At 68.7% G+C, this 23,098-nt stretch carries 22 protein-coding genes and 1 tRNA gene; 1 reads left to right on the forward strand and 22 read right to left on the reverse strand.

Annotation, left to right across the window (positions count from 1 at the left end; all coding sequences use genetic code 11):
• The 22 genes from proS to MKK60_RS24390 all read right to left on the reverse strand — a co-directional run bounded on the left by proS (position 1) and on the right by MKK60_RS24390 (position 22,653).
• On the reverse strand, positions 1 to 1,326 hold the full coding sequence (gene proS, locus MKK60_RS24285) for a proline--tRNA ligase (RefSeq protein ID WP_243988869.1): 1,326 nt from the start codon (positions 1,324 to 1,326) through the stop codon (positions 1 to 3).
• Between the two features lie 427 nt (positions 1,327 to 1,753).
• On the reverse strand, positions 1,754 to 3,058 hold the full coding sequence (locus MKK60_RS24290; RefSeq protein WP_243988870.1) for a sugar MFS transporter: 1,305 nt from the start codon (positions 3,056 to 3,058) through the stop codon (positions 1,754 to 1,756).
• A 108-nt stretch (positions 3,059 to 3,166) separates the two neighbouring features.
• The gene (locus MKK60_RS24295; protein WP_147842749.1) at positions 3,167 to 3,511 is read right to left on the reverse strand and encodes a DUF1467 family protein; all 345 of its coding nucleotides are present in this window, start codon (positions 3,509 to 3,511) and stop codon (positions 3,167 to 3,169) included.
• The gene (gene mce / locus MKK60_RS24300) at positions 3,508 to 3,912 is read right to left on the reverse strand and encodes a methylmalonyl-CoA epimerase (protein WP_243988871.1); all 405 of its coding nucleotides are present in this window, start codon (positions 3,910 to 3,912) and stop codon (positions 3,508 to 3,510) included. Before mce ends, MKK60_RS24295 begins: the two co-directional genes overlap by 4 nt.
• A gap of 340 nt (positions 3,913 to 4,252) precedes the next feature.
• Complete coding sequence (locus MKK60_RS24305; protein WP_147726101.1) at positions 4,253 to 5,926, reverse strand: ribonuclease J; 1,674 nt, start codon at positions 5,924 to 5,926, stop codon at positions 4,253 to 4,255.
• Positions 5,927 to 5,942: 16 nt separating this feature from the next.
• The gene (locus MKK60_RS24310) at positions 5,943 to 6,731 is read right to left on the reverse strand and encodes a biotin--[acetyl-CoA-carboxylase] ligase (RefSeq protein ID WP_243988872.1); all 789 of its coding nucleotides are present in this window, start codon (positions 6,729 to 6,731) and stop codon (positions 5,943 to 5,945) included.
• A gap of 3 nt (positions 6,732 to 6,734) precedes the next feature.
• Positions 6,735 to 8,189, reverse strand: coding sequence for an NADH-quinone oxidoreductase subunit NuoN (gene nuoN / locus MKK60_RS24315; protein WP_243988873.1), 1,455 nt, complete (start codon positions 8,187 to 8,189; stop codon positions 6,735 to 6,737).
• A gap of 14 nt (positions 8,190 to 8,203) precedes the next feature.
• Entirely contained in the window at positions 8,204 to 9,724 is a 1,521-nt protein-coding gene (locus tag MKK60_RS24320; RefSeq protein ID WP_147842752.1) for an NADH-quinone oxidoreductase subunit M, read from the reverse strand.
• Between the two features lie 47 nt (positions 9,725 to 9,771).
• Positions 9,772 to 11,883: an NADH-quinone oxidoreductase subunit L gene (gene nuoL, locus MKK60_RS24325; protein WP_243988874.1), complete on the reverse strand. Its 2,112-nt coding sequence runs from the start codon at positions 11,881 to 11,883 to the stop codon at positions 9,772 to 9,774.
• 62 nt (positions 11,884 to 11,945) lie between these two features.
• Positions 11,946 to 12,251, reverse strand: a complete 306-nt coding sequence (gene nuoK / locus MKK60_RS24330; protein ID WP_147726106.1) for an NADH-quinone oxidoreductase subunit NuoK — start codon at positions 12,249 to 12,251, stop codon at positions 11,946 to 11,948.
• A 55-nt stretch (positions 12,252 to 12,306) separates the two neighbouring features.
• A complete protein-coding gene (locus tag MKK60_RS24335; RefSeq protein WP_147726107.1) occupies positions 12,307 to 12,927 on the reverse strand; it encodes an NADH-quinone oxidoreductase subunit J in 621 nt (206 codons plus the stop codon).
• A 143-nt stretch (positions 12,928 to 13,070) separates the two neighbouring features.
• Positions 13,071 to 13,559 carry an NADH-quinone oxidoreductase subunit NuoI gene (gene nuoI, locus MKK60_RS24340; protein ID WP_147726108.1) on the reverse strand — a complete coding sequence of 163 codons (489 nt, stop codon included), beginning with the start codon at positions 13,557 to 13,559 and terminating at the stop codon, positions 13,071 to 13,073.
• 44 nt (positions 13,560 to 13,603) lie between these two features.
• A complete protein-coding gene (nuoH, locus tag MKK60_RS24345) occupies positions 13,604 to 14,626 on the reverse strand; it encodes an NADH-quinone oxidoreductase subunit NuoH (RefSeq protein WP_147726109.1) in 1,023 nt (340 codons plus the stop codon).
• Between the two features lie 9 nt (positions 14,627 to 14,635).
• Positions 14,636 to 16,708, reverse strand: a complete 2,073-nt coding sequence (gene nuoG, locus MKK60_RS24350) for an NADH-quinone oxidoreductase subunit NuoG (protein WP_147842754.1) — start codon at positions 16,706 to 16,708, stop codon at positions 14,636 to 14,638.
• A 9-nt stretch (positions 16,709 to 16,717) separates the two neighbouring features.
• A complete protein-coding gene (locus MKK60_RS24355) occupies positions 16,718 to 16,927 on the reverse strand; it encodes a hypothetical protein (protein WP_243988875.1) in 210 nt (69 codons plus the stop codon).
• 5 nt (positions 16,928 to 16,932) lie between these two features.
• Positions 16,933 to 18,234 (reverse strand): NADH-quinone oxidoreductase subunit NuoF, encoded by a 1,302-nt coding sequence (gene nuoF, locus MKK60_RS24360; protein ID WP_147726111.1) that lies wholly within the window; start codon positions 18,232 to 18,234, stop codon positions 16,933 to 16,935.
• Positions 18,235 to 18,253: 19 nt separating this feature from the next.
• Positions 18,254 to 19,288: an NADH-quinone oxidoreductase subunit NuoE gene (gene nuoE / locus MKK60_RS24365; protein WP_243988876.1), complete on the reverse strand. Its 1,035-nt coding sequence runs from the start codon at positions 19,286 to 19,288 to the stop codon at positions 18,254 to 18,256.
• 21 nt (positions 19,289 to 19,309) lie between these two features.
• Positions 19,310 to 20,500: an NADH-quinone oxidoreductase subunit D gene (locus MKK60_RS24370; protein ID WP_147728467.1), complete on the reverse strand. Its 1,191-nt coding sequence runs from the start codon at positions 20,498 to 20,500 to the stop codon at positions 19,310 to 19,312.
• Between the two features lie 78 nt (positions 20,501 to 20,578).
• Positions 20,579 to 20,908: a four helix bundle protein gene (locus MKK60_RS24375; protein ID WP_147858865.1), complete on the reverse strand. Its 330-nt coding sequence runs from the start codon at positions 20,906 to 20,908 to the stop codon at positions 20,579 to 20,581.
• A gap of 95 nt (positions 20,909 to 21,003) precedes the next feature.
• On the reverse strand, positions 21,004 to 21,651 hold the full coding sequence (locus tag MKK60_RS24380; protein ID WP_243988877.1) for an NADH-quinone oxidoreductase subunit C: 648 nt from the start codon (positions 21,649 to 21,651) through the stop codon (positions 21,004 to 21,006).
• A 9-nt stretch (positions 21,652 to 21,660) separates the two neighbouring features.
• Positions 21,661 to 22,248, reverse strand: coding sequence for a NuoB/complex I 20 kDa subunit family protein (locus MKK60_RS24385; RefSeq protein ID WP_147728470.1), 588 nt, complete (start codon positions 22,246 to 22,248; stop codon positions 21,661 to 21,663).
• A 39-nt stretch (positions 22,249 to 22,287) separates the two neighbouring features.
• The gene (locus MKK60_RS24390) at positions 22,288 to 22,653 is read right to left on the reverse strand and encodes an NADH-quinone oxidoreductase subunit A (RefSeq protein WP_147728471.1); all 366 of its coding nucleotides are present in this window, start codon (positions 22,651 to 22,653) and stop codon (positions 22,288 to 22,290) included.
• A gap of 359 nt (positions 22,654 to 23,012) precedes the next feature.
• On the opposite strand from MKK60_RS24390, the gene MKK60_RS24395 reads away from it, so the two are divergent.
• Positions 23,013 to 23,089, forward strand: a tRNA-Asp gene (locus tag MKK60_RS24395).
• Positions 23,090 to 23,098 lie beyond the last annotated feature (9 nt).

A 23,098-nucleotide genomic window follows, 5' to 3' on the forward strand; every position in this document is an offset into this window, starting at 1 on the left:
TCAGGCACGCCGGATGCGGGTGATCAGGTCCACCGGCGCCAGGGTCTCGCGCTCGCCGCCGGCGCGGCACTTCAGCTCGACCTTGCCCTCGGCCAGGCTCTTGGGACCGACCACCACCTGCCAGGGCAGGCCGATCAGGTCCGCGGTGGCGAACTTCGCGCCCGGCCGCTCGTCGCGATCGTCGTAGAGCACGCTGAGGCCGGCGGCCTCGAGCGTCCCCTGGATCTCGGCGCAGGCGGCGTCGGTCGCGGCGTCGCCGGTCTTCAGGTTGATCAGCGCGACGTCGAACGGCGCGACCGCATCCGGCCAGATGATGCCGGCCTCGTCGTGCGACGCCTCGATGATCGCGGCAACCAGGCGGCTCGGGCCGATGCCGTAGGAGCCCATGTGGACCGGGCGCTCGATCCCGTCCGGGCCGGCGACCTTGGCGCCCATCGGCTCGGAATACTTCGTGCCGAAGTAGAAGATGTGCCCGACCTCGATGCCGCGGGCCGACATGCGGTTCTCCTCCGGCACCTCGGCGAAGGCGTCGGCCTCGTGCATCTCGTCGGTGGCGGCGTAGTGCGAGGTCCAGGCGTCGACGAGGCCCTGCAGGCCGGCGACGTCCTCGAAATCCACGGTCGCGGGCGGGATCTCGAAGTCGAGATAGGCGCGGTCGCAGAACACCTCGCTCTCGCCGGTCTGGGCGAGGATGATGAACTCGTGGCTGAGGTCGCCGCCGATCGGCCCGGTATCGGCCCGCATCGGGATCGCCTTGAGGCCGAGGCCCGCGAAGGTGCGCAGGTAGGCCACGAACATCCGGTTGTAGGCGTGGCGGGCGCCGGCCTGGTCGAAGTCGAAGGAATAGGCGTCCTTCATCAGGAACTCGCGCGAGCGCATCGTGCCGAAGCGCGGGCGCACCTCGTCGCGGAACTTCCAGGAGATCTGGTAGAGGTTCTTCGGCAGGTCCTTGTAGGAGCGCACGCTCGCCCGGAAGATCCCGGTCACGACCTCCTCGGCGGTGGGGCCGTACAGCATCTCGCGGTCGTGCCGGTCCTTGATGCGCAGCATCTCCTTGCCGTAGGCGTCGTAGCGGCCCGATTCCCGCCACGGCTCGGCGGACTGGATCGTCGGCAGCAGCAGCTCGACCGCCCCGGCCCGGTCCTGCTCGGTGCGGATCACGTCGCAGACCTTGTTCAGCACCCGCAGGCCGAGCGGCAGCCACGCGTAGATGCCGGCCGATTCCTGGCGCACGAGGCCGGCGCGCAGCATCAACCGGTGCGAGACGATCTCGGCTTCCTTGGGCGTCTCGCGCAAGGTCGGCAGGAAGTAGCGGGACAGACGCATGAGGCTTCTTTGACGGATCCGGCGGTCGGTTCGGGTCTGGCGGCGCGCGCGGACGCCGATCCCGTTGCCGGGGGCACACAACACATTGCAACCGGAAAACACAAGCGGCTTGGGTCTTCGGGGCCGGCCGGAGCCCGGTTTCGTCGCTTCGCCGCCCGCCGACGGCCCCGGAGACGGTTCCCTGCAATTTCTCGGCGAAAAAACGCAGATTTGTTCCTTCGACCCGGTGACAGGACGAAATGTTGTTCCTATAAGCAGCCCGCGATGGTTGCGTAGCCCCTCAGAGGGAACGCAAAGGTCCGGGTCTCGGGAGGAAAATCGACCGCCACGCAGTCAATGCGTAGGACAACCAAAGGTCGAACCAGATTGACTGCTTGAAAAGCAAGGCCTCGGGCCTTGCTTTTTTGTTTCGTACGCCCGTGAACGCTCAGGCCGGCAGCGGCCCGGTGGCCGGCACGTCTCGAGCGGTGCGCAGGTTGGCCAGCCCGTAGCCCGCCACGCAGAGGTAGCACAGCACCGGCACCCCGAGGGCGGTCCCGAGCCCGGCATGGTCGGCGAGGGTTCCGGTGATCACCGGCACGATCGCTCCGCCGACGATCGCCACGCAGACGATCCCCGACCCCTGCGCCGTGCGATCGCCCAGGCCCTCGATCGCCATCGCGAAGATCGTCGGGAACAGGATCGCGTTGGCGAGGCCGACCGCGAGCAGGGTCCAGGCGGCGACCGACCCGTGGGACAAGGCCGACACCGTGACGAGGAGGCCGGCCGCGACGGCGCAGGCCGCGAGCGCCGCGCCGGCCCGGACATGGCGCAGCGCGAGGCTGCCGACGATGCGCCCGGCCAGCGCGCCGCCCCAGTAGACGCTGAGCAGATGGCCGGCGGTGGCCGGATCCGCCCCGAGGACGCGCGGCTCCTCGAGGTAGCTGACCATCAGCGTGCCGATCGAGACTTCCGCCCCGACGTAGAGGAACAAGGCCAGGGCGCCGAGGGCGAGGCGCGGCCGGGCGAGCAGATCGAGGCCGAAGCCCGCGACCGCCGCCGTCGGCGTCTCCCGGACGCTGCCGCGAAGCGACCAGAACAGGATCGCCAGCGCGAAGAGGCCGGCCGCGATGGCGAGGAACGGCCCCTGCAGCACCGCCGCCTCGGCCTGCCGCGCGGCGGCGAGCATGGCGGGCGAGGCTGTCGCCGCATCGGCCGGCGCCGGAGCGTCGCGGCCGAGGATCGCCCAGGCGCCGACCGCCGGGCCGACGGTGGTGCCGAGCGCGTTGAAGGTCTGCGCCAGCGTCAGCCGGCTCGACGCCCGCTCGGGCGCACCGAGCCGCGCGACCAGCGGGTTCGCCGCGACCTGCAGCACCGCGATGCCGGACGCCATCACGAACAGGGCGAGGAGGAACAGCGGGAACACGCCGGCCCGCGCGGCGGGCGCGAACAGCACGCAGCCGGCCGTCATCACCAGGAGCCCGAGCACCAGCCCGCGCATGTAGCCGATGCGGGAGACGAGGAGACCGGCCGGCAGGGAGACCACCGCGTAGGCGATGAAGAACGCGAACTGCGTCAGCGTCGCCTCGGCGTAGCTCAGCGCGAACAGGCTCTTGAGCTTCGGGGTGACGATGTCGACGAGAACGGTGGCGAGCCCCCAGGTGAAGAACAGCGCCAGGACGATCGGCAGGAGCCGCCGTGCCGCCGCACCGGCGGCGGCCTCGCCCTCCGGCGTTGCGCCCGGCGCCAGCATGCGATCCTCCGTCGTCCTGGGATGACGGGCGGTCGAGCGCCGCGCCACGGCGAAGCTTTCGCCAGGCGTCGACGGGCTGTCAACGCGACATCCGGGAGCGGAAGGCGCCTAGAGGCCCGTCAGGGGAAACGCGGCGAGCGCGACCAGGAAGGCCGCGCCGGCGGCGAGCGTCGTCCAGATCGCCTTCTCGCGGAGCCGCGGCGCGGCCGGCGCGCCCGGATCCTGGCCCGGCACCACGCGGGCCGGGTCGGTCTCGGCCTGGTTGCGGATCGGCAGGATCGCGAACAGCAGCGTCCACCACACCACGAAGTACAGCGCGCTCGCGCCGAACACCGTGAGACGGAACTGCAGAACCGCCACCGCGACGAAGGCGGCCACCAGAACCAGCACGACGCCGAGCGTCCGCGGCGTCGTGCGCGCCACGGCCTTCAGGAGCGCGTTCACCCGGATCAGACCTGCTCCAGCTCGGTCAGCGTCCCGAGGAAGTCCTTCGGGTGCAGGAACAGCACCGGCTTGCCGTGCGCGCCGATGCGGGGCTCGCCGGTGCCGAGCACGCGGGCGCCCTCGGCCTTGAGCCGGTCGCGGGCGGCGATGATGTCGTCGACCTCGTAGCAGACGTGGTGGACGCCGCCGCCCGGGTTGCGCTCGACGAAGCTGGCGATCGGCGAGTCCGCGCCGAGCGGCTCCATCAGCTCGATCTTGCTGTTGGGCAATTCGACGAACACGACGGTGACGCCGTGCTCGGGCTGCGGCAGCGGCGCGGTCAGCGTCGCGCCCAGCGTCTCGCGATAGACCTTGCAGGCGGCGTCGAGATCGCGCACCGCGATGGCGACGTGGTTGAGCCGGCCGATCATTGGTTTCTCCCTAACTGTCTTCCGCGAGAGGACGCTGCGCCCCATTTCGAGGTCTCCATCGACCTAACGATCCGGAGCCCCCTGGCAACCCGAACCCGCCGTTCACGGGCTCCGTCGGCGAGCCCGGAACCCAGAGCCGCCGCGGCGTGCCGGTGACGACGCAGCCGGCGGTTCTGGATCCCGGGCTCCACTTCGCGGCCCCGGGATGACGGGGTTGGAGCGGATACGCGCCGGTCCGAGCCGAGACTCGAGAGCCGGATCGCCGCTGCGAATGCGGGTCGAATGCGCGGAGCGACGTTTTCGCAGGCGCCCTCCCCTCGCAACGGGGGGAGGGTAAAGATCAGACTTCGACCACCTGCACGTGGCAGGCGGGCTTCTTGCCCCAGACCTCGTTGACGGCCGAGCGCACGGCGCGGTCGACCGCCTTCTCGACGGCCTCCGAGTCGCGGCGCTTGCCCTTCGACATGCCCGACAGGGTACGCGACACCGAATCGACCACGGTGTCGATCAGCGGCGCGCCGCCGCGGCCGCGGTTGGGCAGGCCGATGATGTCGACCGCCGGCTCGCCCAACACCTCGCCGCTCTCGTCGATGGCGATCGCCACCGAGACGAGGCCGGCCTGGGCGAGCTTGCGCCGCTCGGGGATCGCGCGGTCCTTCCCGTCGATCAGGACGTTGCCGTCCTTGAACAGGCGGCCCGACTTCACGTGGTCGATGATCTCCGGCTTGCCGGGGCTCAGGCGGATCAGGGTGCCGTTGCGGGCCTTGACCACGTTGTCGACGCCGTGGGCGCGGGCGAAGCGCGCGTGCTCGTCGAGGTGAAGCGCCTCGCCGTGGACGGGGATCGCCGTCTGCGGCCGGGTCCAGGCGTACATCTCGGCCATCTCGTCGCGGCGCGGGTGGCCGGAGACGTGGACCAGCTCGGTCCGGTCGGTGATGACCTCGACACCCTGCTCGATCAGGTCGTTGATGATCGCGCCGACGTCGCGCTCGTTGCCGGGGATGGCGCGCGAGGAGAAGATCACCTGGTCGCCGGCGGCGAGCGCGATGTCCGGATGGTCCTTGCGGGAGACGCGGGCGAGCGCCGCCCGGGGCTCGCCCTGCGAGCCGGTGAGCAGCGCCACGACCTTGTCGCGCGGCAGGTCGCGCCACGAATCGGCGCGGCGGAACTCCTGCAGCCCGTCGAGGAAACCGCATTCGCGGGCGACGTCGATAACCCGATCCATGGCGCGGCCGACCGCGACCACCTCGCGCCCGCAGGCCTTGGCGGCTTCGGCCACCGCGCGGATGCGGGCGACGTTCGAGGCGAAGGTCGTCACCGCCACGCGCTGGGGCGCGGCCGCGATCAGCTTGGCCAGGGTCGAGGCGACCTCGGCCTCGCTCGGCGAGAAGCCCTCGCGGACGACGTTGGTCGAATCGCAGACCAGCGCCAGGATGCCCTCGTCGCCCATGGCGCGGAAGGCCTCGGCCGAGGTCACGTCGCCGAGGATCGGCGTCGGGTCGATCTTCCAGTCGCCGGTGTGCAGCACGAGGCCGGCCGAGGTGCGGATCGCCACCGCATTCGATTCCGGGATCGAGTGCGAGACCGGCACGTAGTCGATCTCGAACGGCCCGAGCGTCACGCGCCGGCCCGGCTTGATCTCGCGCAGGTCGACCTTCGGCGCGCCCGGCTCCGACAGGCGCCGGGTCTCGAGCAGGCTCTTGGCGAAGCGGGTCGCGTAGACCGGCACCTTGAGGCGCGGCCACAGCTCGCTGATCGCGCCGATATGGTCCTCGTGCGCGTGGGTGATGAAGATCCCGAGAAGGTCCTTCTTGCGCTCCTCGATGTAGGAGAGGTCCGGGAACATGAGGTCGACGCCGGGCATCGCCTCCTCGCTCGCGAACCCCATCCCGCAATCGACCATGATCCACTTGCGGCCCTTCTCCGGCCCGAAGCCGTAGAGCGCCGCGTTCATCCCGATCTCGCCCACGCCGCCGAGCGGCAGGAAGACAAGCTCGTCCTGTCCCGTTGTCATAAATCCAGAATCCATCTCATGCCGCCGTCGCGGCCGTCCCAAAATGCACCTCGCCCGCCGTCACGGTCCGCCGCGTTCCATCGGGGGCGAGGATCACGAGCCGCCCCCCCTCGTCGATGTCTTCGAAATCGCCGACCAGGGTCTCCGTCCCGCTGCGGACCGCGATGCGCGATCCGAGGCCGGAGGCCCGTGCGAGCCAACGCTCGCGAATCTCAGGAAATCCCCGTCCGCGATCCCAGATACGGGCCGCCACGGCAAGCTTATTCGTCAGATCCGCCAACACCATGCCGGCATCAAGTGGGTATCCGAGCCCCGCCAGAGAGGTGGCGGAGGCCGAAAACGCCTCCGGGACGTCTGCGACATTGACGCCGAACCCGATCGCCACCGCCCGCCGGCCGCCCCGCAGCGTCTCCGCCTCGAGCAGGATGCCGGCGAGCTTGGCCCCGCCCGCGAGTACGTCGTTCGGCCATTTGAGGCCGAACGTCCCGGCCGAGTCGGGGCCGCAGGCCGCGTCCAGGGCCTCTACCAGCGCGATGCCGGCGACGAAGCCGAGGCCGGCGACCCGCTCCGGCTCGACACCGGCCACCGGCCAGAGCACGCTCGCGGTCAGGTTCCCCGGGATCGAGGCCCAGACGTTGCCGCGCCGGCCGCGGCCGGCCTCCTGGGCACGCGCCGCGATCCAGAGCGGCCCGGTCGCGCCGGCGCGGGCCTGGTCGAGCGCCTCGGTGTTGGTCGAGCCGAGGCGGTCGTGGACGTGAAGGCGGTGCCCGGCCGCCCGCGCACCCTCGCCGAGACGGAAGTCCAAGGCCTAGAACAGCGACTTGGCTGCCGCGCCCGCCGCCCCGACGAACGGTGCCGGCAGCAGCCAGAACAGGATCACGACGACGCTCGACAGGGCGAGAACGATGCGCAGGCCCGGCGCCATCGCCTCGTAGGGCGCCTTGGCCTCGTCGAAATACATGATCTTGACCACGCGGATGTAGTAGTACGCCCCGACCACGCTGGTGACCACGCCGATGACGGCCAGCGCCACGAGGTTGGCCTGGATCGCGGCGGCGAAGACGTAGAATTTGCCGAAGAACCCCGCGAGCGGCGGGATGCCGGCCAGCGAGAACATCATCATCGCGAGGCAGAACGCGATCCACGGATGGGTGCGCGACAGGCCCGACAGGTCCTCGATCGTCTCGAACATCTCGTTCCGGCGGCGGAGCGAGAGGATGATCGCGAAGGCGCCGAGCGTCATCGCGAGGTAGATGATCATGTAGACCACCACGCCGCGGATGCCCTCCTCGGTGCCGGCGGCCAGCCCGATCAGCGCGTAGCCGACGTTGCCGATCGACGAGTAGGCCATCAGGCGCTTGAGGCTGCGCTGGCCGATCGCCGCGAACGAGCCCAGCGTCATCGAGGCGATGGCGATGAACACGATGATCTGCTGCCAGATCGCGGTCACGTCGGGGAAGGCGCCGATGAAGACGCGGACCGTCATCGCCATCGCCGCCATCTTCGGGGCGGAGGCGAAGAACGCCGTCACCGGGGTCGGCGAGCCCTCGTAGACGTCGGGCGTCCACATGTGGAACGGCACCGCCGCCAGCTTGAACGAGACGCCGGCCGCGACGAACACGATGCCGAGCACGATGCCGAAGCCGGCATCCTCGTGCAGCGCCGAGACGATGCCCGGGAACGACACCGTGCCGGTGAAGCCGTAGACCAGCGAGGCGCCGTAGAGCAGCATGCCCGAGGAGAGCGCGCCGAGGACGAAGTACTTGAGGCCGGCCTCGGTGGATTTCAGGTCGTCGCGGTGGAACGCGGCGATGACGTAGGCGGCGAGCGACTGTAGCTCGAGCCCGAGATAGAGCGCGATCAGGTCGTTGGCCGAGACCATGATCAGCATGCCGATCGTGCACAGCACGATCAGGATCGGGAACTCGAACCGGTCGATGCGCTCGCGCTGGAAGTAGTCGCGCGAGAGCAGGATCGTCGCGGCCGAGCCCAGCAGCACCAGGGCCTTCATCACCTTCGAGAAGCCGTCCTGGATGAAGCTGCCGGACAGCGTGGTCACCTTGGTACCGGCCGGCTGCGACATTACCACGAAGAGGGCCACCAAGAGCAGCGCGAGGGCGCCGACGTTGACGGTCTCGACGGAGCGCTCGCCGCGGAAGGCGCCGTAGAGGATCAGCACCATCACGCCGATGCCGAGGATCAGCTCGGGCAGCAGCGGGGTGAGCGAGGGCAGGACGGTCTGCACGGTCTGGACGGTCGGCATCTCTGGCCCTGCCTTCAGCGCGCGAGGGGCAGCGCGGCGGCCGCGGTCTGCGTGTTCGAGAGGGCGGCCTTCATGCTCGTCATCAGCGCCTCGGTGGAGGGGGCGAAGACGTCGAGGATCGGGGCCGGGTGGACGCCGTAGTAGATCGTCAGCGCGACGAGCGGCGCGAGGATCAGCTTCTCGCGGTTGTCGAGGTCCAGGATGCCCTGGAGGTTGGGCTTCTCGAGCTTGCCGTAGATCACGCGGGCGTAGAGCCACAGGGCGTAGCCGGCCGACAGGATGATGCCGAAGACCGAGAAGAACGCCACCGTCGGGTTGGCCTTGAACGCCCCCATCATCGCCAGGAACTCGCCGACGAAGCCGGAGGTGCCGGGCAGGCCGACATTGGCCATGGTGAACACCATCATCGCCACCGCGTAGAGCGGCATCCGCTTCACGAGGCCGCCATAGGCGGCGATCTCGCGGGTGTGCATCCGGTCGTAGACCACGCCGACGCCGAGGAAGAGCGCGCCGGAGACGATGCCGTGGGAGATCATCAGGAACAGCGCGCCCTGGATGCCCTGCTCGTTGAGGGTGAACAGGCCGAGGGTGACGAAGCCCATATGCGCCACGGAGGAGTAGGCGATCAGCTTCTTGATGTCGGTCTGCATCAGCGCGGTGAGCGAGGTGAAGATGATCGCGATCACCGACAGCGCGAAGACGAGCGGCGCGAAGGTGTGGCTCGCATCCGGCAGCATCGGCAGCGAGATCCGGATGAAGCCGTAGCCGCCCATCTTGAGCAGGATGCCGGCCAGGATCACCGAGCCGGCGGTGGGCGCCTCGACGTGCGCGTCGGGGAGCCAAGTGTGGACCGGCCACATCGGCATCTTCACCGCGAAGCTCGCGAAGAAGGCCAGCCACAGCCACCATTGCATGCCCACGGGGAAGCGGGTCTGGAGCAGGGTCGGGATGTCGGTCGTGCCGGCCTGCCAGTACATCGCCATGATGGCGAGCAGCATCAGCACCGAGCCAAGCAGCGTGTAAAGGAAGAACTTGAAGCTGGCGTAGATGCGCCGCTTGCCGCCCCAGATGCCGATGATCAGGAACATCGGGATCAGGCCGGCCTCGAAGAACAGGTAGAACAGCACCAGGTCGAGCGCCTGGAACACGCCGATCATCGTCGTCTCGAGCACGAGGAAGGCGACGAAGTACTCCTTCACTCGCGTCTCGATGGAATGCCACGAGGCGCCGATGCAGAACGGCATCAGGAACGTCGTCAGCAGCACCAGCGGCATCGAGAAGCCGTCGACGCCGAGCTTGAACCGGATCGTCTCGGCGAGCCAGGCATGGCTCTCGACCAGCTGGAAGCTCGCCGAGGTCGCGTCGTAGCGGTTCCAGGCCACCAGCGAGAGCAGGAAGGTGACGACCGTGGTGGCGAGTGCCGCCCAGCGGGCGTTCTTTGCCACCGCCTTCTCGTCGCCCGACAAGGTCAGGATGAAGGCCGCGCCGCAGAGCGGCACGATCAGCAGCCCGGAGAGGAGCCCTAAGCCGAACATCTAGCGATCCATCCCGTTCGTGAGGGCGGCTTGCGACGCGAGGCCCATCAGTGCCCCCCCGGCTTCGGCAGGCCGGCCATCAGGTACCAGCTCAGGATGCCCGCGACGCCGATCAGCATCACGAAGGCGTAGTGGTAGACGTAGCCGGTCTGGAAGCGGACGACGCCGCGGGTCACGTCGACGACGCGGGCCGCGATCCCGTCCGGGCCGGCGCCGTCGATGGCGCGGCCGTCGACCTGCTTCCACAGGAACAGGCCAAAATCCTTGGCCGGGCGCACGAAGATCCGGTCGTAGAGCTCGTCGACGTACCACTTGTTGAGCAGGAACCGGTACAGCACCGGTTGCTGCGCGGCGAGCTCGGCCGGCAGCTTCGGCCGGCGGATGTACATCACGACGGCCAGCACGAAGCCGAGCACCAGCATGATGAACGGGGCGTAGGAGACGAGCGCCGGCACGTGGTGGATGTCGTGCATGATGTGGTTGTCGGGGCCGTGCGCCAGCGCGTGGCCCCAGAACGCCTCCATGCCCTCGCCGATGAAGCGGTCTTTGAAGATCAGGCCGGCGAAGAGCGCGCCGAAGGCGAGCACGCCGAGCGGGATCGTCATCACCAGGGGCGATTCGTGCGGCGTGTGATCGCCGTGATGGCCGTGCCCGTGATGGTCGTCGGCGACGAGGTCGCTCTTGTGCGCCGGCTCGACGTCGTGGCCGCGATCGTCGTGGGCGACGCCCTCGGTGTGGCCGGGCGCGCCGTCGGCCTCGTGGGCCGCGGACGCGTGGGCGACGGCCGGCGCCGCGTGGTCGTCGTGGTGGGCATGCGCCCCCCAGCGGGCCGGCCCCTCGAAGGTGAGGAAGAACAGGCGCCAGGAGTAGAACGAGGTGAAGAACGCCGCGATCACGGTGGCGAGGAAGGCCAGGGTGTGCCCGGGACGCGTCGAGGCGTAGGCCGCCTCGATGATCGCGTCCTTGGAATAGTAGCCGGCGGTGAAGGGGAAGCCGATGAGCGCGAGGGTGCCGATCGCCATCATCGCCGTGGTGAACGGGATGTAGCGGCGCAAGGACCCCATGTTCCGCATGTCCTGCTCGTGGTGCATCGCGTGGATGACCGAGCCGGCGCCGAGGAACAGCAGCGCCTTGAAGAAGGCGTGGGTGAACAGGTGGAAGATGCCGGCGGAATAGGCGCCGACGCCGAGCGCGACGAACATGTAGCCGAGCTGCGAGCAGGTCGAGTACGCGATCACCCGCTTGATGTCGTTCTGCACCAGGCCCACGGTGGCGGCGAAGAAGGCGGTGATGCCGCCGATGACCGTGACGAAGACCAGCGCGTCGGGCGCGAGCTCGAACAGCGGCGACAGGCGCGCCACCATGAAGACGCCGGCGGTGACCATGGTCGCGGCATGGATCAGGGCCGAGACCGGGGTCGGGCCTTCCATCGCGTCCGGCAGCCAGGTGTGGAGCAGGAACTGCGCCGACTTGCCCATCGCGCCCATGAACAGCAGCAGGCAGGTCAGGGTGAGCGCGTGCCAGTCCTGGCCGAGGAAGTGGAATTGCGCGTCCTTGAGCTCGTTCACCCGCGGGAAGATGCCGTCGAAGGCGACCGAGCCGAACAGCACGAAGACCAGGAAGATGCCGAGCGAGAAGCCGAAATCGCCGACGCGGTTGACGATGAAGGCCTTCATCGCGGCCGCGTTCGCAGAGGGCTTCTCGTACCAGAACCCGATCAGCAGGTAGGAGGCGAGGCCGACGCCCTCCCAACCGAAGAACATCTGCACGAGGTTGTCGGCCGTCACCAGCATCAGCATGGCGAAGGTGAAGAGCGACAGGTAGGCGAAGAAGCGCGGCCGGTGCGGATCCTCCTCCATGTAGCCGACGGAGTAGAGGTGCACGAGCGTCGAGACGGTGGTGACGACGACGAGCATCACCCGGGTCAGCGTGTCGATGCGGAAGGCCCAGTCGACGGTGAGGTCGCCGGCCGTGAACCAGGTCGCGACCTGCACCCGCGTGGCGTGGTCGCCCTCGATGAACACGCCCCAGGACAGGAGCGCCGAGAAGGCGAGGCAGGCGGTGGTGACGTACTCGCAGACCCGCGCGCCGAGGAAGCGCCCGAACAGCCCGGCGATCAGGGCGCCGATGAGCGGGAAGAAGACGATCGCGTGATACATCGTGCGGTCCGGCCTCGCGGGGCAGCGGGTTTCTGGCGGAAGGACGTCGCGGGGGTCCCCGCTCAGCCCTTCATCATGCTGATGTCCTCGACCGCGATGGAGCCGCGGTTGCGGAAGAACACCACGAGGATGGCGAGCCCGATCGCGGCCTCGGCCGCGGCGACGGTCAGCACGAACAGGGCGAAGACCTGGCCGGTGATGTCGTTCAGGTAGGTCGAGAACGCGACGAAGTTGATGTTGACCGCGAGCAGGATCAGCTCGATCGACATCAGGATGACGATGACGTTCTTGCGGTTGATGAAGATCCCCAGCACGCCGAGCGTGAACAGAATCGCGGCGACCGTGAGGTAGTGGCTGAGGCCGATCATCGTGCTGTCTCCGCCCAAGTCTTCAGGGTCGCCCAAGCCGTCCGAGCCGCGGCCATCAGACCTCGACGCCCTGGCGCGAGGGCACCTTCCGGGTCTCGACCGCGTCCCCTTGGGTCCGCGCGTTCTGCAGGGCGATGTTCTGCCGCTTCACGCCGGGGCGGTCGCGCAGGGTCAGCACGATGGCGCCGATCATCGCGACGAGCAGGATCAGGCCGGCGATCTGGAAGAAGTAGACGTATTCCGTGTACAGCACCCGGCCGAGGATCACCGTGTTGCTGGTGTGCTCGCCCGCCGCCACGTTGCCGAGCGGCGCCTGCACCAGGCCGGGATCGATCGTCCACGAGCCGACGACCAGCAGAAGCTCGATCAGGAACACCGCGCCGATCATCGCGCCGACCGGGAGATACTGCTGGAACCCCTGCCGGAGCTGGGCGAAATCCACGTCGAGCATCATCACGACGAACAGGAACAGCACCGCGACCGCACCGACGTAGACCACGACCAGGATCATCGCCAGGAACTCGGCGCCCATCAGCACGAACAGGCCGGCCGCGTTGACGAAGGCCAGGATCAGGAACAGCACCGAGGCGATGGGATTGCGGGACGCGATCACCATGAAGCCCGAGGCGATGGTGAGGCCCGCGAACAGGTAGAAGAAGGCGGCGGCTGCGGTCATGCGCTTGTCGGGATCGGCCGCCGGAGCGGCCCCTTCTGCCTCATGAGAAAACGGTCCGCAAAAACGGTCCGGACCCGGCCGGCCGTCTATAGAACCCGCTCCCGCGCCGCACAACCCGCGGCGCCGGCGACGGGGCGGGGATGTCAGCGGTAGGGGGCGTCCATCGCGAGGTTTCGTGCGATCTCGCGCTCCCAGCGGTCGCCGTTCAGGAGAAGCTTCTCCTTGTCGTAGAGCAGCTCCTCGCGGGTCTCGACCGAGAACTCGAAGTTCGGCCCCTCGACGATGGCGTCGACCGGGCAGGCCTCCTGGCACATGCCGCAGTAGATGCACTTCACCATGTCGATGTCGTAGCGCGTGGTGCGGCGCGTGCCGTCGTTGCGGCGCGGGCCGGCCTCGATGGTGATCGCCTGCGCCGGGCAGATCGCCTCGCACAGCTTGCACGCGATGCAGCGCTCCTCCCCGTTCGGGTAGCGGCGAAGCGCGTGCTCGCCGCGGAAGCGCGGCCCGCGATGGCCCATCTCGAAGGGGTAGTTGATCGTCGCCTTCGGCTTGAAGAAATACTTCATCGCGAGGACGAACCCCGAGACGAACTCCTTCAGCAGAAGGCCCTTGGCGACCTGATCGAGCTTCATGCCGCGATCTCCGATTCCTGGGTGAGGCTCACGCACGACGTCACTCATGCACCTGGAGCGAGGCCGGTCAGCTTGAGCACGAAGGCGACGACGACGACCGAGGCGAGCGAAAGGGGCAGGAAAACCTTCCAGCCCAGCCGCATGAGCTGGTCGTAGCGGTAGCGCGGCACCATGGCCTTCACCATGGCGATCATGAAGAACAGGAAGCTGGCCTTGAGCGCGAACCAGATCAGCCCCGGCACCCAGGTGAAGGGCGCGAACGGGATCGGCGAGAGCCAGCCGCCGAGGAACAGCACCGTGCCGAGCGCGCACATGGTCATGATCGCCACGTACTCGCCGAGCATGAACAGCAGGTACGGCGTCGAGGAGTACTCGACCATGTAGCCGGCGACGAGTTCCGATTCGGCCTCGGGCAGGTCGAAGGGCGGACGGTTGGTCTCGGCGAGCGCCGAGATGAAGAACACGACGAACATCGGGAACAGCCACAGCCAGTACCAGCCGAGGATGCCGAGCGAGGTGTCCTGCGCGATGACGATCTTCGACAGGTTGAGCGAGCCGGCGCAGAGCAGCACGCAGATGATCACGAAGCCGAGCGAGACCTCGTAGGAGATCATCTGCGCCGCCGAGCGCAGCGCACCGAGGAAGGCGTATTTCGAGTTCGAGGCCCAGCCGCCCATCAGGACGCCGTAGACGCCCAGCGACGAGATCGCGAAGATGTAGGTCATGCCGACGTTGAGGTCGGCCAGCGCCCAGCCCTCCGCGAGCGGGATCACGGCCCAGGCCGCGAGCGCCAGCGTCGCGAAGACCAGGGGCGCCAGCAGGAACAGCGCCTTGTTGGCGCCGGCGGGAATCACCGGCTCCTTCAGCACGAACTTCAAGAGGTCGGCGAAGGACTGGAACAGGCCGAACGGGCCGACCACGTTCGGCCCGCGTCGCAGCTGCACCGCCGCCCAGATCTTGCGGTCGGCAAGCAGCGCGTAGGCGATGAAGACGAGCAGGCAGGCGAGCAGCAGGAAGCTCTTCAGCGCCAGCAGCAGCACGAGGCCCACGGTTTCCCAAGGTGTCATGGCGGCCCCTTACTCGGCGGCTTCGAGGGCGCGCCCGCGGGCGAGGCTCGAACATTCGGCGAGCACGCGCGAGGCGCGCGCGATCGGATTGGTGAGGTAGAAGTCGAGCACCGGCGAGGCGAAGGTCGCCTTCGCGACCTCGCCGCCGAGGCCGGCCAGGCGATCGACCGCCGCGACCGTGTCGCCCGGCTCGACGCTGCCGATGGCGGCCATGTGGGGGTGCTCGGCGTAGAGCGCCCGGCGCAGGGCCACCAGCGAATCGAACGGCAGGCGGTGGCCGAGCACGTCCGAGAGCGCGCGCAGGATGGCCCAGTCCTCGCGGGCGTCGCCCGGCGGGAAGCCGGCGCGGTTGGCCTGCTGAACCCGGCCCTCGAGGTTGACGTAGGTCGCGCTCTTCTCGGTGTAGGCGGCGCCCGGCAGCACCACGTCGGCGCGGGAGGCGCCGCGGTCGCCGTGGGTCCCCTGGTAGATCACGAAGGCGCCGGCCCCGACCGTGCACTCGTCGGCACCGAGGTTGAACACCACGTCGAGGGCGCCGGGCGCGATCATGCCGGCGAAGTCGAGCCCGCCTTCCCCCGGCACGAAGCCGAGATCCAGCGCCCCGACGCGGGCGGCCGCGGTGTGCAGAACGCCGAAGCCGTTCCACGCCGGCGTGACGGCGCCGACGTCCTTGGCGAGCGCGGCGGCGGCGGCGAGCACCGCCGAATCGGCGAGCGCGGCGGCACCGACGATCACCAGCGGACGCTCGGCGCCCTTCAGGATCTCAAGGAAGCTGTGCTCGCCCTTGGCGAGCGCCGTCAGCGTGTCGGTGCCGGCGCCGAGATAGGTGTGGGGATAGGTGAGGTCGGTGGCCTCGCCGATCAGGCCGACCGCGAGCGGCCCCATCCGCCAGCGCTTGCGGATGCGGACGTTGAGGAGCGACGCCTCGGTCCGCGGGTTGGCGCCGACGAGCAGGATCGCGTCCGCCGCCTCGATGCCGGGGATCGTCGGGTTGAACACGTAGGCGGCGCGGCCCCAGGCCGGATCGAGCCGCTCGCCGCCCTGGCGGCAATCGCGGTTGGCGACGCCGAGCGCGGTCATCAGGCTCTTGAGCGCGTAGGTCTCCTCGACCCCAGCGAGATCGCCGACCAGCGCGCCGATGCGCTTGGGATCGGTGCCCTTCACCTTGGCCGCGATCGCGGCGAAGGCTTCGCCCCAGGAGGCGGGGCGCAGGCGGCCGTTCTCGCGCAGGTACGGCCGGTCGAGGCGCTGGACGCGCAGACCGTCGACGGGGTGGCGGGTCTTGTCCGAGATCCACTCCTCGTTGATGTCCTCGTTGACCCGAGGCTCGATCTGCATGACCTCGCGGCCGCGGGCGTCGACGCGAATCGCCGAGCCGACCGCGTCCATCACGTCGACCGATTCGGTCTTCGACAGCTCCCACGGGCGGATGTTGTAGCTCTGCGGCTTGGGCACGAGGGCGCCGACCGGACAGAGGTCGGCGACGTTGCCCTGCAGCTCCGAGCCCATCGCCTCCTCGAGGTAGCTCGTGATCTCCATGTCCTCGCCGCGGCCGATCGCGCCGAGATCCGGCACGCCGGCGACCTCGGCGAGGAAGCGGACGCAGCGGGTGCAGTGGATGCAGCGGTTCATCGCGGTCCGCACCAGCGGGCCGATGTACTTCTCCTCGACCGCGCGCTTGTTCTCGCCGTAACGGGTCGAGTCGACGCCGTAGGCCATCGCCTGGTCCTGCAGATCGCAATGGCCGCCCTGGTCGCAGATCGGGCAATCGAGCGGGTGGTTGATGAGGAGGAACTCCATCACCCCCTCGCGCGCCTTCTTCGTCGTTCCGGAGCGCGTGAGGACCTCCGGCGGCTCGCCGTTCGGGCCGGGCCGGCAATCCTTGACCGCGTAGGCGCAGGAGGCCACCGGCTTCGGCGCGCCCTTCAGCTCGACCAGGCACATCCGGCAATTGCCGGCGATCGACAGCCGCTCGTGGAAACAGAAGCGCGGGATCTCCGCGCCCGCCATCTCGCAGGCCTGCAGCAGGGTGAATTCGGCCGGAACATCGACCTCGATGCCGTCGACGAGGATTTTGGTCATGCGCGCTTCTCAGTGCGTCGTGTCGGCGAGATCGAGCCTGCGCTCGATCCGCTCGACCGGAAGTTCGAGACGGTCGATCCGGCCATGGACGCCGGCCAGATTCTCTTCGATGCCGGACATGCGCACCTTCACATCGTGCATGTCGGCACTCAGCCGATCTACCTTCTCATCGATGCGACGGAGGTACACGAGCATCAGGTTGTCGGGCTGATCGGTCATCGGCTTCACTCCGCGGCCATCGGCACCGCATCGGAATGCGGGTTGGCGCTGTAGCGGTCGATCCGCTTCTCGATCTCGGGGCGGAAATGGCGGATCAGGCCCTGGATCGGCCAGGCCGCCGCGTCGCCGAGCGCGCAGATCGTGTGACCCTCGATCTGCTTGGTGACGTCGAGCAGCATGTCGATCTCGCGCTTCTGAGCGCGGCCTTCCGCCATGCGCAGCATCACCCGCCACATCCAGCCGGTGCCCTCGCGGCAGGGCGTGCACTGCCCGCAGGACTCGTGCTTGTAGAAGTACGCGATGCGGGCGATCGCCTGGACGATGTCGGTCGAGCGGTCGAGCACGATCACCGCCGCCGTGCCGAGGCCGGAGCCGAGGTTGCGCAGGGTGTCGAAGTCCATTTTCGCGTCGATGATCTGCTCGGCGGGCACCAGCGGCACCGAGGAGCCGCCGGGGATCGAGCACAGCAGGTTGTCCCAGCCGCCGCGCATGCCGCCGCAATGCTTGTCGACGAGCTCGCGGAAGGTGATCCCGAGCTCCTCCTCGACGTTGCACGGCTTGTTGACGTGGCCGGAGACGCAGAACAGCTTGGTGCCGGTGTTGTTCTTGCCGCCCAAGCCCGCGAACCACGCGCCGCCGCGGCGCAGGATCGTGCCGGCGACCGCGATCGACTCGACATTGTTCACCGTCGTCGGGCAGCCGTAGAGGCCCATGTTGGCCGGGAACGGCGGCTTGAGGCGCGGCATCCCCTTCTTGCCTTCGAGGCTTTCCAGCAGCGCCGTCTCCTCGCCGCAGATGTAGGCCCCGGCGCCGTGGTGGACGTAGATGTCGAACGGGTAGCCGTGGACGTTGTCCTGCCCGACGAGCCGGGCGGCGTAGGCCTCGTCGACCGCCCGCTGCAGCGCGTGCTTCTCGGCGACGTACTCACCGCGGATGTAGATGTAGCAAGCATGCGCCGCCATCGCGAACGAGGCCAGCATGCAGCCCTCGATCAGGAGGTGCGGATCGTGCCGCATGATCTCCCGGTCCTTGCAGGTGCCGGGCTCGGACTCGTCGGCATTGACCACGAGGTAGTGCGGCCGCCCGTCCGACTTCTTGGGCATGAACGACCACTTGAGGCCCGTCGGGAAGCCGGCGCCGCCGCGGCCGCGCAGGCCCGAGGCCTTCATCTCGTCGATGATCCAGTCGCGGCCCATCTCGAGAAGGAATTTGGTGCCGTCCCACGCGCCGCGCTTCTGCGCGGCCTCGAGGCCCGGCGAGTGCAACCCGTACAGGTTGGTGAAGATGCGATCCTGATCGGCCAGCATGGCTTTGGCTTTCCGTGTCTCAGGTGGCCGGGTCGGTCTTGGACGGCGCCGCGTCGGGCTTCGATGGCTCCGCGGCGGGCGCGGCCCCGCTCGCGCCCGAGGCTTCCGGCTGCGGCGGCACCGCGTCGCGCGGCAGGTCGGACTGCGCGCCCGCCTCGGCGCCGGCGGGCTCGCCCTCGACGACGCGCTTGGCCGGCGAATCCAGGACGTCGGCGTCGGCCTTGTCGTCGGCCTTGGTCGGCACATCGCCGTCCGCGGCGCGCTGGGCCGGGGCGTCGGCGGCCGGGCGCTCGACGGCCCGGCCGGCATCGGGCTTGGCGATCTTCGGCTCGCTCGCCGCGCGCGCCTCGGTCGAGGCGGCTTCGTCCTTGCCCCGGGCCTCCTCGCCCTCGGCCTTGCTCTTGTCCTCGAAGCGCTGTCGCCAGGCACCGACGCGCGACCCGTCGAACAGCGTCGCGTCGGTCAGCGTCGCGGCGCCGCCCTGCGGCTCCGACGAGACGCGGCCGGTCTGCGAGCCGACCTTGACCGGACGGCCGGCGGCGAGGTCGTCCATCAGCCGGCCGAGGCTCTCGGGCGTCAGGTCCTCGTAGTAGTCCTGGTTGATCTGCACCATCGGCGCGTTGCAGCAGGCACCGAGGCACTCGACCTCGAGCCAGGAGAAGTTGCCGTCGGCGGACACGTGCCCCGGCGCGCCGAGGCGGGCGTGCAGCATGTCCTTCAGCTCGCGCGCGCCGCAGGAATCGCACGGCACCGTGCCGCAGAGCTGGATCCAGAACCGGCCCACCGGCTCCAGCGCGAACATCGTGTAGAAGGTCGCGACCTCGAGCACGCGGATGTGCGGCATGCCGAGCTCGTCGGCCACCGCCTCGATCGCGCGGCGCGGCAGCCAGCCGCCGTTCTGCTCCTGCGCCTTCCATAGCAGCGGGATCACGGCGGAGGCTTGGCGGCCCTCCGGGTACTTCTCGATCTGGCCCCTGGCCCAGTCCGCGTTCTCCGGCGTGAACGCGAAGCTCTCGGGCTGCTCGGCGGCGGGGGCGAGCCTGCGGTTCGACATATCAGTTCTGGCCCTTCCAGCTCACCGGTCCACCTCGCCGAAGACGATGTCGAGCGTGCCGAGCACGCAGGACACGTCGGCGAGCAGGTGCCCGCGGCACATCCAGTCCATCGCCTGGAGGTGGGCGAAGCCCGGAGCGCGAATCTTGCAGCGATACGGCTTGTTGGTGCCGTCGGAAACGAGGTAGACGCCGAACTCGCCCTTGGGCGCCTCGACCGCGGCGTAGACCTCGCCGGCGGGCACGTGGAACCCTTCCGTGTAGAGCTTGAAGTGGTGGATGAGCGCTTCCATCGAGCGCTTCATCTCCCGGCGCGGCGGCGGCGCGAACTTGCCGTCGATCGAGGCGATCGGCCCCTGCCCCGCCGGCTCGCGCAGCTTGACGCAGCATTGCCGCATGATCTTCACGGATTCCCGCATCTCCTCCATGCGGATCACCTGGCGATCGTAGGTGTCGCCGTTCTTCCCCACGGGGATGTCGAACTCCATCTCCTCGTAGCACTCGTAGGGCTGCGACTTGCGCAGATCCCACGGGATGCCGGAGCCGCGCACCATCGGGCCGGAGAAGCCCCAGGCCATCGCCTCGTCCACCGAGACGATGCCGATGTCGACGTTGCGCTGCTTGAAGATGCGGTTGGACATGACGAGGTCGTCGAGGTCCTGCACCACCTGCAGGAACGGGTCGCAGAACGCCTCGATGTCGTCGATCAGCGCGGGCGGCAGGTCCTGGTGTACGCCGCCGGGACGGAAGTAGTTGGCGTGGAGCCGGGCGCCCGAGGCCCGCTCGTAGAAGATCATCAGCTTCTCGCGCTCCTCGAAGCCCCAGAGCGGGGGCGTCAGCGCGCCGACATCCATCGCCTGCGTCGTGACGTTCAGGAGGTGGGAGAGCAGCCGGCCGATCTCGCAGAACAGGGTGCGGATGAGCTGGGCCCGCCGCGGAACCTCGATGCCCGCGAGCTTCTCGATCGCCAGGCAGAAGGCGTGCTCCTGGTTCATCGGCGAGACGTAGTCGAGCCGGTCGAAATACGGCGTGACCTGGAGGTAGGTCTTGTACTCGATCAGCTTCTCGGTGCCGCGATGGAGCAGGCCGATATGCGGATCGACGCGCTCGACCACCTCGCCGTCGAGCTCCAGCACGAGGCGCAGCACGCCGTGCGCCGCCGGATGCTGCGGCCCGAAATTGATCGCGAAGTTGCGGATGTTATGCTCGGTCATGCCTGAACTCCGGCGCTGCCGAAGGGCGAATAGCGAATAGCCAATAGCGAATAGGGGTTCGTCGTCATGATTAGGGCCCTACCTGCCGTCCGGCGATTTCTGAAGGGAGCGGATCAGCGCACGCACCATTTTGCCGAGGTCGTCGCAGCGCGCGAGCAGACCGGCGGCGGATGGCGCCTTCATGTGACCGACGCGGCTCGAGAGTATCACGTGGGTCTCGAGTTCCTTCAGCGAACCCTGTGCCACGCGCAGGAACTGGACGAACGCCCCCGGGGTCTCGCGGCCATGCCCTTCGGCGATGTTGGCCGCGATGGATGCAGCAGCGCGACGGATCTGTGACGTCAGGCCGAATGTCTCCTCACGCGGGAACGACCGCGTCTCACCGTAGCATGCTTCAGCCAGCGTCATTGCGTCCTGCCAAACCTTCAGATCCCGATAGGAGTTGATCGTCGCACGGTCCACGACCCACCCCCTATTCGCCACTCCCTATTCGCTATTCGCGCTCAAGCCGTCTTCTTCTCGTCGCCGGGAAGCACGTATTCGGTGCCCTCCCACGGCGACAGGAAGTCGAAGTTCCGGAATTCCTGGGTCAGCTTCACCGGCTCGTAGACCACCCGCGCCTCGTCCTGGTCGTAGCGGACCTCGACGAAGCCGGTGAGCGGGAAGTCCTTGCGCAGGGGGTGGCCCTCGAAGCCGTAATCGGTGAGCAGCCGGCGCAGGTCCGGGTGGCCCGAGAACAGGATGCCGTAGAGGTCGTAGGTCTCGCGCTCGTACCAGTTGGCCGCCGGGAACACCTCGATCACGGAAGGGACCGGCGTGACCTCGTCGGTGCGCACCTTGACCCGGATGCGGCAATTGTGGCGCAGGCTGAGCAGGTGGTAGACCACGTCGAAGCGCTCGGCGCGGCTCGGATAGTCGGCGCCGCAAATGTCGATGAAGTTCCGGAAGGCGCAGGCCGGGTCGTCGCGCAGGAACGTCAGCGCGAAGACGATGTCCGAGGCCTGGACGATCAGCGTCAGCTCGCCGAGCGCGATGGTGCGCTCGACCACCGCCGGGCCGAGCGCCCCGGCGACGTGGTCCGACAGCGCCTGCAGCGCCACGTCGCCGGAGACCGGCTGGGTGTGGGCGAGGATCGAGATGCCGTTGGTCATCGCGTCACCTCAGCGCTCGATCGTGCCGGTGCGGCGGATCTTCTTCTGCAGGAGCAGCACGCCGTAGAGCAGCGCTTCCGCCGTCGGCGGGCAGCCCGGAACGTAGATGTCCACCGGCACGACCCGGTCACAGCCGCGCACCACCGAATACGAATAGTGGTAGTAGCCGCCGCCGTTGGCGCAGGACCCCATCGAGATCACGTAGCGCGGCTCCGGCATCTGGTCGTAGACCTTGCGCAGCGCCGGGGCCATCTTGTTGGTCAGCGTGCCGGCGACGATCATCACGTCGGACTGGCGGGGCGAACCGCGCGGGGCGAAGCCGAAGCGCTCGCAATCGTAGCGCGGCATCGACATCTGCATCATCTCGACGGCGCAGCAGGCCAGCCCGAACGTCATCCACATCAGCGAGCCGGTGCGGGCCCAGTTGATCAGGTCGTCGGTGGAGGTGATCAGGAACCCGCGGTCGGCGAGCTCGGCGCTGATCGTCAGAAAGGTCGGGTCGTCCGCGCCGATCGGACGTCCGGTGTTCGGGTCGACGAGCCCCTTGGCCTGCGGCGCGATCGCCGGGGCGCGGGACAGTTCGGGAGTGAAGGCCATGGATGCCTCAGGAGCGGACGGGCGGGGCGACGACGCGGACTAATCCCATTCGAGGGCGCCCTTGCGCCACTCGTAGACGAAGCCGACGGTGAGGACCCCGAGGAAGGCCATCATCGACCACATGCCGAACCAGCCGAGATCCCCGAACGTGATGGCCCAGGGGAACAGGAAGGCGACTTCGAGGTCGAAGATGATGAACAGGATGGCGACGAGGTAGAACCGCACGTCGAACTTCATGCGGGCGTCGTCGAAGGCGTTGAAGCCGCACTCGTAGGCCGAGAGCTTTTCCGGATCCGGGCTCGAATAGGCCACCAGGAACGGGGCCACCAGGAGAGCCGCCGCGATGAACAGCGATACGCCGAGGAACACGATGAGCGGCAGGTAATCCGCCAGGAGACCGGTCATGCGACACCTCTCACGCGCTGGACTGCGCCGCCCTGAATTTCACCGAACGGCGATATGGAATTGCTCCAATGCCAGAGTGCGCGCGGGCCGAGGCTTAGTCGAGCCGACCCGGTGAAACAAGCCGTTTGCGCGTCGCACAATCGCGGCTTGAGACAGACAGGTGGCGCTGTGTCAGGCCTTCGCCAACACGGCAGATCGGCGCAGGCCCGGCGAGGTCCGAGCCGGCCCGGCGGCACCGGGATCGGGCCATGCGGACAATCGCGCTCCGCATGGCAAGCTCGCGCTTGACACTCCCTGCCCCCCCACATAAACCCCCGCTCGTCGCCGAGGCCCACCGGGCCTTCGAGCGGATGCGCCGTGCGGGCGTAGCTCAGTTGGTTAGAGTGCCGGCCTGTCACGCCGGAGGTCGCGGGTTCGAGTCCCGTCGCCCGCGCCACGTTTCCTC

Origin of the sequence: Methylobacterium sp. J-092, from assembly GCF_022829325.1 — a bacterium.
Lineage (GTDB): Bacteria > Pseudomonadota > Alphaproteobacteria > Rhizobiales > Beijerinckiaceae > Methylobacterium.